At 27.4% G+C, this 10,221-nt stretch carries 14 protein-coding genes; all 14 read right to left on the bottom strand.

Annotated elements, in window-relative coordinates; all coding sequences use genetic code 11:
• Positions 1-70: 70 nt before the first annotated feature.
• Positions 71-403: a DUF4280 domain-containing protein gene (locus CLSA_RS04065; RefSeq protein ID WP_022744133.1), complete on the bottom strand. Its 333-nt coding sequence runs from the start codon at positions 401-403 to the stop codon at positions 71-73.
• 50 nt (positions 404-453) lie between these two features.
• Complete coding sequence (locus CLSA_RS04060; RefSeq protein WP_022744132.1) at positions 454-984, bottom strand: imm11 family protein; 531 nt, start codon at positions 982-984, stop codon at positions 454-456.
• Between the two features lie 305 nt (positions 985-1,289).
• Entirely contained in the window at positions 1,290-2,708 is a 1,419-nt protein-coding gene (locus CLSA_RS04055) for a type VI secretion system Vgr family protein (RefSeq protein ID WP_022744131.1), read from the bottom strand.
• The gene (locus CLSA_RS04050; protein WP_022744130.1) at positions 2,709-3,308 is read right to left on the bottom strand and encodes a hypothetical protein; all 600 of its coding nucleotides are present in this window, start codon (positions 3,306-3,308) and stop codon (positions 2,709-2,711) included.
• Between the two features lie 613 nt (positions 3,309-3,921).
• Entirely contained in the window at positions 3,922-4,491 is a 570-nt protein-coding gene (locus CLSA_RS04045; RefSeq protein ID WP_041716060.1) for a DUF6652 family protein, read from the bottom strand.
• A gap of 70 nt (positions 4,492-4,561) precedes the next feature.
• On the bottom strand, positions 4,562-5,014 hold the full coding sequence (locus tag CLSA_RS04040; RefSeq protein WP_022744128.1) for a DUF5104 domain-containing protein: 453 nt from the start codon (positions 5,012-5,014) through the stop codon (positions 4,562-4,564).
• 116 nt (positions 5,015-5,130) lie between these two features.
• On the bottom strand, positions 5,131-5,682 hold the full coding sequence (locus CLSA_RS04035; RefSeq protein WP_022744127.1) for a DUF5104 domain-containing protein: 552 nt from the start codon (positions 5,680-5,682) through the stop codon (positions 5,131-5,133).
• A 28-nt stretch (positions 5,683-5,710) separates the two neighbouring features.
• Positions 5,711-6,157, bottom strand: a complete 447-nt coding sequence (locus CLSA_RS04030; RefSeq protein ID WP_022744126.1) for a hypothetical protein — start codon at positions 6,155-6,157, stop codon at positions 5,711-5,713.
• Positions 6,158-6,236: 79 nt separating this feature from the next.
• On the bottom strand, positions 6,237-6,554 hold the full coding sequence (locus CLSA_RS04025) for a hypothetical protein (RefSeq protein ID WP_022744125.1): 318 nt from the start codon (positions 6,552-6,554) through the stop codon (positions 6,237-6,239).
• Between the two features lie 258 nt (positions 6,555-6,812).
• Positions 6,813-7,358, bottom strand: coding sequence for a hypothetical protein (locus tag CLSA_RS04020; RefSeq protein ID WP_022744124.1), 546 nt, complete (start codon positions 7,356-7,358; stop codon positions 6,813-6,815).
• A gap of 507 nt (positions 7,359-7,865) precedes the next feature.
• Positions 7,866-8,156: a hypothetical protein gene (locus tag CLSA_RS04015; protein ID WP_022744123.1), complete on the bottom strand. Its 291-nt coding sequence runs from the start codon at positions 8,154-8,156 to the stop codon at positions 7,866-7,868.
• 192 nt (positions 8,157-8,348) lie between these two features.
• Positions 8,349-8,567: a hypothetical protein gene (locus CLSA_RS04010; protein ID WP_155738333.1), complete on the bottom strand. Its 219-nt coding sequence runs from the start codon at positions 8,565-8,567 to the stop codon at positions 8,349-8,351.
• A 57-nt stretch (positions 8,568-8,624) separates the two neighbouring features.
• Positions 8,625-8,750, bottom strand: coding sequence for a hypothetical protein (locus CLSA_RS24195; RefSeq protein WP_257788208.1), 126 nt, complete (start codon positions 8,748-8,750; stop codon positions 8,625-8,627).
• Positions 8,751-9,460: 710 nt separating this feature from the next.
• Positions 9,461-9,958: a hypothetical protein gene (locus tag CLSA_RS04005; protein WP_022744120.1), complete on the bottom strand. Its 498-nt coding sequence runs from the start codon at positions 9,956-9,958 to the stop codon at positions 9,461-9,463.
• Positions 9,959-10,221: the final 263 nt, after the last annotated feature.

Genomic DNA, 10,221 nt, shown 5'->3' with positions numbered 1-10,221 from the left:
TCTCTGCCATAAAAATATTATAGTTAGGCACAATCAAATAAATAACAAGTCCATGTGCCTTAATTATTTTTTATTCATTCTGTCCATCTGTTACAAATGTAATTCTCCCACCCTTTGCACAAATAAGCTCTGAATCTGTTGTTAAAGCTGGTACTCCATTAATTAACGTATCATATTCACATTTTGTCCATTTTCCTAATATAATTGGGCAACATTTTTCTCCTTCACATAAACCAAAGGACGTAATGTTTGCCTCAACTACATTATCTGTTTCAACCATTAATGCCTTTCCCTGTGCATATGCGCCATGACTTGCAGGCAAATTTATTTTAAGCTCCTTATTACTTCCTTTACTGCATTGCATTTTTGCTCCTCTTGCTACATAAGAAACATCACTACTCAAATTATCCTCTCCTTACTTAGGCACAATCAAAAATTGAATGTAGCTTAATTCTACTTTTCTTTTACCTCTACTCTTTTTATTGCAATTCCTTTAAACTCTCTTCTTAATAAACTTTCAGCTACATCTAATCTAATTATGATTAAATCTTTTTTACTTTCTTTAATTTTAAATATCTTCTTACCTTGAATTTTTTCTTTATTTAATACTAATTTTTTTATCACTGTTTTATCCAAATTTAGCTCAGCCTCTTCACTTAATGCTTCTATTTCTTCAAATATTGGTAAGTAATAAATTTCTTGTTTTAAGTTATCAAAATCAATTAAAGGCAACATTTTAAATATAATATTTGCATTATACTTTTCTAATATATTTTTCATATCCTCTGATACTAAAAATAACTGCTTGTTTAAAACATCTAAAAATTCAGTATTAGGATTTGACTTTATATAAAATATTATTGTGTCATCTATTTTATCTGCACTACTTAAATTTATGTCTCTTTTATCAATACTTTTATAGAGATTTAAAAGCTCTGGAATACAAGTACATCTCTCATCTTGATCAAGTAAAAAATAATCCATGTTTATACTCCTTATCTTTTTTCAACATATTTTAATTTAAATTCAGAACAAAGTGGCTGCGCCACACTCTCTCTTAATCACGTTTTTGCACGCTAAATTTGTCTTAGCCATTGATATGGCTGGCTTTCAAATTTCAAAAATTTTATACTTTCCTAGACATCAAGAAAATCTGCTTCGCAGACTATGCTTTTCTGTGTTAACATTTTATTCATATTAAAATTGGCTCTACTAGCCTTATATTTACACTGCTTCCAAAAGTTATCCACAGATTTAACTGCATTATAATTTTCTAAAGAATAAAAAAATTATTGTGTATTAATCTTTGCTCCGCTTGCAGTTACATCCTCATTTATAGTAACAGTTGCTCCAGCGCCAGATACCAAATCAACAGCAGTCTTTCCTTCAATTTTTATATTTTCACCATTTATTTCTATGTCTTTTTTAGCATCCAATGTTATTTTATTGTCACTCTTTATTTCTATACCACCAGAATCAGTTAATTTCATAAACAAGCTGCCATTAGCCATTACCTCTACTGCACCAGGTTTCATTATTATTTCTTTTCCATATTTTGTTCCAATACTTTTTACTGATGGATCACTACGTTTTGCTGGATTACTTGCTTTTAAGTTTACTGAACTTATAGCATAAGTATTTTTTTCATCATTATCTGGGAAATACATTCTTATGGCATCTCCTATTTCTGGCATGCAGTACCAACCTGTACCATCTTGTGATGAAAATACTGTAGAATATGGCAACCATGCTGCATTCTCTTCGCTGCCCGGATAACCATCTATCTTAAGTGATATTTTTACTACATCAGCCTTCGTGTTTAATATTTTTCCATCTAATGATGCACCAACAAGTTTATCATTATAAATCCTTCTCACCTTCATACCTTTTTCATCTCTTAAAGTATATTTAGTTGAAATTACTCTATTAACTATGCTTGTTTCACTTTTATATACATTTAAATTCCTATTTTTAAAGTTAACTGAATTATATAAATCTAAAATTTTGTTAGTTACAATTTGATAACTTATTAAATCTGTATCAATCAATCCTAAATTACTGTTCTTTGATTTTATCTTATATTCTTTTAATCCTTTATTAATGGAATAATTAAATTCCTCTAAGTTACATGCTTCACTTTCTCCTTTTCCAATTGAAAATTTAATTCCTGATAATCTGCATTCAGGAACAACTCCTACATTAAAATGTGAAGCAAGTCTCTTTATAAATTCCCAATCTGTTTCATTATATTGAACTATTATCTTATCAATAGTTTGTCCAATCGGAATGTACTCTCTCATTTGAAGATTGCTGTAATCTTTATTTACTTTGTTAAAAATATCTGCATAAGTTAAATTTTCACCTTGAAAGCTACGATATTTCTTTTCTATATCCATCTCAAAAGTATAACTTAATGCTTCAATTTCTAATGTTTTTACATCATTTGTAGAATTTATAGCTATATTAGTTACCATTCCTTGAAATAAATCTATAATATTATTGTTGTCATCTTTTACTGATACCTTAATACTTTCATCATCATCTGCTACTTCAACATACTTATCTGCATTTTCATCACTTATAATTCCACTTATATAAATTTTTGCATGTTCATTAATTTTTCTATCTATTTTTAAATCTAAAATTTTAATAAATGCATATGGTTCTACTAAAATATCCCCTTGAGTATACGTATATCCACTTCTCATTTATTTCTCATCCTCCTTCTCCTCTTCTCTAACTTTTATAGTTTTTATAATTTCAAAAGCTATATCTTTCCATTCATCAGAATCCTTATAACAACAAGTAAATGCCCCCATCATTGTCTTGCCTTCAAATTCAAATAAAAATACTAAATTATATAATGAATCATCTATAGCAAAACTTTTAAAATCATAAAATCCAATTTTCTTATTATCTACTTCTAAAATTCCTTCATCAAAAAATATAAAAGCAGGATTCAGTCTTTTATTAATTAACTTTAATGTACTTATTAATTTTTTAATATTGTTTTCCTTCAATGGATCATCTATAAGTTTTAATGTTATAGCTATATCCCCATCTCCATTACTCTTTATTATCTCTGGACGGTTCTCTGATGGATATTTAAACTTTCTCGCTTCAATAGTCATATCCTCAAAATCTTTTGGAATATACATTTTTAACTTTTTATCAAAGAATTCCATCTCTATGAACTCATAAAAAATATCTCTTATTTTAACTGGTCCATTAAAAATATCCTTTCTTGATTTTATATTTTCTTCTTGAGTTATATACTCTAATATTTTTTCATCAATTTTTTTATCCATTTTTCTATCCTCCTATGTCTTTGTAATTTAGGCACATGAAAAAAAATAATAGACCAAAGATTCGTAGAATATTTCGTGTCAGACAAGGAGGCGAATTCTGCTCATAGCGGGTCTATTAGTAGAATTTGCCGACGCAGTATGACGCGAAATATACACGTATACTGGTCTATTATTTTTTTGATTGTGCCTTATATTGTTAAATACTCTAAAAGGAATATAACATACAAAGTTAATAATTTTCTACATAAAAGCTAAAATATTGAAATTAAAATTAAAATAAAATTGCTATTTCACTTATGTTTTCTATATGAATTTATAAATTTCTCTCTTTTATTTTCCTTATAATATAGGAATCAGCTTGACTTATAAAAAAGGTTAACAAAGAATTTTTTTCCCTGTTAACTCATAAATTAAAAACATAATATATATATGAATCTTCTACTCACTCAAAAGATTAACTATTTATTCATATTTTCTTGTCTTTTAGTATACATAATGATATTTTCTAATCATTATTCTTCAAGCTTTTGGTCAATATTATATTTTAATAATATTTTACGTTTTCTTCACTTGATAGACAATTACCTCTACATACTCCAAAACAACTTGAATATTAGTTTATCTCATCAATTTTTTTATATTTTATAAGCAAGCTTATTGTACTTATTACATCTAAAATAAAACATAATTGTAATAAAACATGAAATATAAACTTTTTTTTGCTCAACTTTTTATCTCTGCTGATACTCACTACAAAGCCTATGCCATACAATGATGTAAATACAACTGTTGGATATGTAAAACAAATAGGAATAAAAAATAATAATGGAATTGGTGTAAATATCATTGTTCCACGAGATGCTGCAAATAAAAATAGAAATATTAAAAAATGCATAGCAAAATTTAAAATGAAATATGGAATTGCTCCAAATTTTAATATTTTCATACATTTACGCAATGAATTATAGTCTCTATTTTTACATAATTTACATGAATTTATTGTATTCTTCGCTGCAAATATAATATTTGAAATTCCAGAAATAATAACTCCAGCTATTAATAGAATATGAATCCAGTTTCCCATATCATTTTTTATTAATCCTCGTAATAAACTAACAAATAAAAATATAATTATGAATAAATTTATATATAAACTTATTAGCGCATTTTTTACAAATTTCATATATATTCCTCCTAAGGCATATTCAAAAATATTCTTTATCATTTCAATTTAATATATTTACCTAAATCCATTATTTTGCAATGCTTGGACGATAAATACCTGCACACCTTGTCTTATCTCCGCCCCAATCAAACTCTTTTTCTTCATCTGATTCCTTAATTATTTGCAACATGTAAAGACCAACATTATCAGGATTTTTAGTGTCAACTAATTGATCTATAAAAAACACTATATACGTGCCTTCATCCGTTATAACTGTGTAGAAAGCTTTCAATTCTCTTGTATTTTTCCCATTATCTTTATGATCTGAAACTTCAAGTGCAACATCCTTTGACTGTATTTTACCTTTAAAAAATCCACTTATATAATCAATGCTGCCATCAATATCTTTTGCTTCTTTTAATGCATTAGAAGAAAATATTTTTTTCAGTCCTTCTTTATCATTATCTTCTAAGCATTCTACGATTTTCTGAAAACGTGCTTCTGCAATTTCTTTATCACTTTTAACACCTAATGTAGACACAATATAGACCTACACGATATTAAATTTAAAGAAAGTGTGATAATAGTTATAAATATTAGCAATCTCTTAATATTCATGATTTTCTCCTTTTATATTTTGCATATATTCCTAACTAGCTATTTGGTAGCACCTGTGCGATAAATACCTGCACACCTTGTCTTATCTCCGCCCCAGTCAAACTGGTCTTTTCTGTCTGACTTCTTAATTATTTGTAACATGTAAACTCCTACATTATCTGGATTTTTAGTATCAACTCTCTGGTAAACAAAAAACACTATATACGTATCTTCATCTGTAGTAACTTCATATTTACAATCAAGTTCTGTTTTCTTTTCACCATCCTCAACTAAGTCTGTACTTGGTATTGTACATTCATCCCTTGATTTCATCTTTCCTTTATAAAACTTCATTAAATAATCAATACCGCCATCAATATCATTTGCTTCTTTCAATGCATTAGGCGAGAATATCTTTTTCAGTCCTTCCTTGTCCTTATTTTCTAAGGATTGTATGATATTCTGAAATTGTGTATCTGCAATTTTATTATCATTATTTGTATTTAACTCAGACAACCTTTCGTTTAACATAGATTTATAAGAAGTACACGATAATAGACCTAATGAAAGTGTAATTATTATTATAAATAATATTAACCTTTTAACCTTCATGATTTTCTCCTTTTTAATATTATTCTTTTTATTCGATGCTTAGTTTATTATTTTCTTGATATTTTTCACATAAATCTTCAATATCTTTTTCAAAACCACAAGGGATTGTATAATCATCGTTTTCTTTTGGATACACTCTAGCTACATCACCATAAATTGCCATGCCACTTATTGCATGTCCATTTCTGTCAATCAAAGCAATGCCAGCATTTGGAGTTTCATTAGGCACACTATTATCAGAACGTTTAGAAAATTTTAGTGGCTTTAGATAATCAATAATTTCTGCTATCTGACTCTTATCTGTAGTGATAAATGTTCCTCCAACATATGAAATTGAAATCTTTTCAATCTTTGCCGCATCCAAATTTGCAAAAATTTGTATTCTTTTATTATTAAACAAATAGACTCCAAAAAATAATACCACAATAAGAATTGCACCTAGTATAATGTCTAATTTCTTTAAAATAATTATCATTCCTTTCCTTTTGAAACAATCTGCTCTTTTTTCAATGTATAATTTTATACTTGAAATTAAAGCTTAAATTTCTAAAAGCTTATTTATTTCTAAGCTTTTTGCATAACTCTTCAAGATCACTATATATACACCCAGAAACTGTATACGACTTTCCATTATCTGGATATAATATAGCTATATCTCCATAAATTGCAACACTGCTAATAGTTTTCCCCTCTTCATCCTCTAATGCTATCTGAGCATCTGGAGTAGTATTAGGTAGCCTTTTATCCGAATTTTCACAAAGATTCACACTCTTTAAATAATTCATAATTTCCAATATGTCATTTTTACTATTAGTATTAAAAGATGCTCCTGGATTAAAAATGTTAATTTCTACAATTCTATCTGTATCCACTGATTCAAAAAGCTTTACTTTTGTATTATTGGTTGTACAAATTCTCCAAATTAATAAGATAACAAGAATTCCACCTAATATAATACCTGTTTTTTTAAAATAACTCTCATTCCTTTCCTCTTAAGCATATATTAAAAAATAATCGAACTCACTACACATTTAAATTGACTCTGTTATTTTCTAATTTATTAGATAGATAGTTTTTTAATACTTTGACCAATAATACTATTAGAAAAATTAGTGTAAAAATATATAAAATTATTCATTGTCTTTTTCTATTTCGCGAATTGGCATTTCTCCTTCATCTATTATATCTAACAAAGAAAATCCATCCTTAGGACTAAATCCATCAAAAACCCTCTTTATTGGATATTTAATAAACCATTCTTCTGATTCAAATGTTTTACGATTATAAATATGACCATTATCATATATATTTATTTTTTGTTCTCCTAAATATTTTCCTTTAAATACAAAAATACTACGAAATACATCCCTATTCAGTTTCTTTGGCACATTGCCTATAACAACAACTTCTTCCCAAGGGTTTTTATCATGTTCAAATAAAACTCCATCTTTACCTACAACTACCCAATCACCATAACTCTCTCCATCAATATATTCGCAATATATCTCACTTGTAGTGGTACTTAACGGTTCTTTAGTTCCTTCAACTGTTTCTATATTTTTTGTCACATGTTGAATCGTAACTGTATCCATCATTATAGCTGCAATAATAATTGTTACTGTTAGAGTAATTATTATTAATAGTAAAACTAAAATATACTTTTTTATCTTTTTCATTCTCCTAATTCCTCTTTTATTTCTGATTGATCTATATCTTCTGATTGGCTATCTTCTTCATATACATTCTATTGAGAATTTTCACTTCCTGATTTTGTACTCCTAACATTTGATGATGCAAAATCTATAAGCTCTTTTTATCTTCTGAATCATATCCATACTCTGTAACTGTTCATGTTATATCTTTTTTACATTGATTTTTTAAATCATTTATCCTCTTTATTGCAGTTTCTGAAAAACTTATTTTAACATATTTTCCATCTTAAGATATATAATTTTCCTAACCACTTTTCCTGTGTTTCTGCAAAAGCTTCTACTTGTGGTAAGCTATCGGCATTTCCTATTGTTGCTGACAACTATAAAAAGAATATCTTTAAGTAGTTTATTTTTTACCATTTTTGTACTTTTTACATAGTTTTTCAAGATCATTATATATATGTGCATCAACCGTATAACCATCTTCTTCTTTAGGATACGCTCTAGCTACATCTCCATAAATTTGTATACTTATATCATCATCTTTTTTTTGCTTGACACGCTTACCATAGCATCTGCAGTAGTATTAGGGACACTATTATTGGAACGTTTAGAAAATTTTAAAGTCTTTAGATAATTCATAATTTCCGATATTTTACTCTTATCTTCAGTACTAAAAGTTCCACCAATATATGCAATGAAAATTTTATCGACACTCTCTGTATCTACATTTTCAAAAAGTTTTACTGTTGGGCTATTATTGCATATTCCAATTGCTAATATTATAAGAATTATGCTTATTGCTATAAATATTTTTTTCATAATATTCTCCTTACATATATAAATAAAAATTTTATACTTACTTTACAATCACTTTTCCTTCCCTTTATCTTACTGGATTCCCAGACTCATTCTTTTTAACATACTTCCACCAAGTTTGTTGCCCACTAGTTTCAGTTTGAACTGGATACTAACCTCAACCATCAATGAAGTTAATTTTTTTACGCTTATGTTTTAGTCAATTTTATATTTTTTGAATAGCTTATCCAAATCAGAATGCTTAATCTCATAATCATTTTTATCACCAATATGTGCAACTGAGTTACCATAAATTATAACTTTATCAATCACTATTTCATTTTCTTCTTCTAATATTATAATTGCATTAGGAGTATCATCACCTGCATTAATATTAGTACTCTTATAAAATGTTAATTCCTTTAAATCATTCACAATCTCCACTATCTTGCTCTTATCATCAATCTTAAGATATGAAAAAGGAGTACGAATTCAAACTATAGTAACATTATTTACATCTATTCCTTCATATAATTTTACCTTTGTGCAATCTTTCACGCTCGCCCAAATTAATAATATAAAAAATGTTATAACTACTCTACTCATTGTTCTTTTCAAAATAGCTATCTCTCCTTTCACTGTTTCATTTAATTTAAGTGTTGGCGAAACGCCGCCCCCCTTATAAATGCGGGATATTTTTTAACAAAATAAAATAACTCCTCACTGATTTATGGTAAAATTGAATAGACTAATAAACAAAATCACCATATACCTCATAAAGGAGTTATATACATGTGACAACATATAAATAACTTTCTTTAGCAGATGTTTATTCTTACGTTGATCATCATTTCTACCTTCAAGCTTTCTTCTCAATCTATTTTCAGAACGCGTACTTCACTTTTCACCTTTTGCATCAATTCTATCACTATCCAATTGATTATTTCCACTCTCATTATTCGAAGTCATATTATACATTGAGTCACCTGCGCCTATGATAATATTAAATTAACTTTCTTACCACTGTTTTATTTAAATTAAGTTCAGCAGAATCACTTAACACTTCAACTTCTTCTACTATTGGTAGATAATAATTCTCTTGCCTCCTATGAACCTGATCTATAAGTACTAAAGTCTTAAATAAAATACCATTGTCATATTTGATGCTGAGTGGTCATGTTCAAGCATATTGGTTTGCTCAATTCTGAGTTATATCTAGATAAAATCTTACTGATTCTTCTTTTGCTTATAACAAATTTCTAAATCCATTTCAAAGATATCCTATTTGTCTACTTCATAGTTTAATTTGCTAAAAATATATTTAAATCTTATTCCTTAACTGTAAGTTTTTCTATAGTCTTCCTATTAGATTTTCTATTCCAAAACGAATCTGATTCTTTTTTCCAAATAACATATAATTTTTCTGTATCACCTTTTTTCCAACTAACTTTTGCAATAACATCATTAAAATGATCATCAATTATGTCAGAATGCCATTTAGGTCTCCAATCTTTTGGTGTATAGTTAGTCACTTCCAAAAATTCTCTTCTATATTTACTTGGTTTCCTTCCATCTCCTGTTTCTTCTACAATTGGATTATCATTATTATATTTTTTTATAAGTTCCTTTAATTTCATCAAATCATTAGGTCGATTATCTATTATACAATATTCTACATATGCATCCTCATTATATACATATCCTGATGTATCAGGGATTAGCGTAATAGATGTTTCTCTATTGTTTGTATTATTTTTATAATTAAAATTAGTATACACTCCACATGCAATTATAATAATCAACAATATAACTATATATTTCTTCATCAATCAATACTTCCTTCAAATGGATATTTTAACTCTAATAATCAATCCTCTCTCAACGTCTCCCATTTCATCATCAGTTAATAAAGTTGTTCACATATCTTCAAACTTCATAAATAATGAATCAGCATCAATATATTCAATTCTTCAAGTTTGAAATTCATCAAGTAATTTTTTCTGAATTATAAAACCTCATTTCGGTTAATAATTTAACAAAAATGAGGTTTCATTACTATCGAAAATACTCCGAATTTGATACTCTTTTT

Origin of the sequence: Clostridium saccharobutylicum DSM 13864, from assembly GCF_000473995.1 — a bacterium.
Classification (GTDB): domain Bacteria; phylum Bacillota; class Clostridia; order Clostridiales; family Clostridiaceae; genus Clostridium; species Clostridium saccharobutylicum.
Note: the sequence above shows the minus strand (reverse complement) of the source record. Positions and strands in the feature narration are given on the sequence as shown.

Coding starts and splice junctions, on each gene's coding strand:
- CLSA_RS04060 (WP_022744132.1), bottom strand. CDS start 984: ATGGATTATTTTTTACTTGATCAAGATGAGAGATGTACTTGTATTCCA.
- CLSA_RS04055 (WP_022744131.1), bottom strand. CDS start 2,708: ATGAGAAGTGGATATACGTATACTCAAGGGGATATTTTAGTAGAACCA.
- CLSA_RS04050 (WP_022744130.1), bottom strand. CDS start 3,308: ATGGATAAAAAAATTGATGAAAAAATATTAGAGTATATAACTCAAGAA.
- CLSA_RS04045 (WP_041716060.1), bottom strand. CDS start 4,491: ATGAAATTTGTAAAAAATGCGCTAATAAGTTTATATATAAATTTATTC.
- CLSA_RS04035 (WP_022744127.1), bottom strand. CDS start 5,682: ATGAAGGTTAAAAGGTTAATATTATTTATAATAATAATTACACTTTCA.
- CLSA_RS04030 (WP_022744126.1), bottom strand. CDS start 6,157: ATGATAATTATTTTAAAGAAATTAGACATTATACTAGGTGCAATTCTT.
- CLSA_RS04020 (WP_022744124.1), bottom strand. CDS start 7,358: ATGAAAAAGATAAAAAAGTATATTTTAGTTTTACTATTAATAATAATT.
- CLSA_RS04015 (WP_022744123.1), bottom strand. CDS start 8,156: ATGAAAAAAATATTTATAGCAATAAGCATAATTCTTATAATATTAGCA.
- CLSA_RS04005 (WP_022744120.1), bottom strand. CDS start 9,958: ATGAAGAAATATATAGTTATATTGTTGATTATTATAATTGCATGTGGA.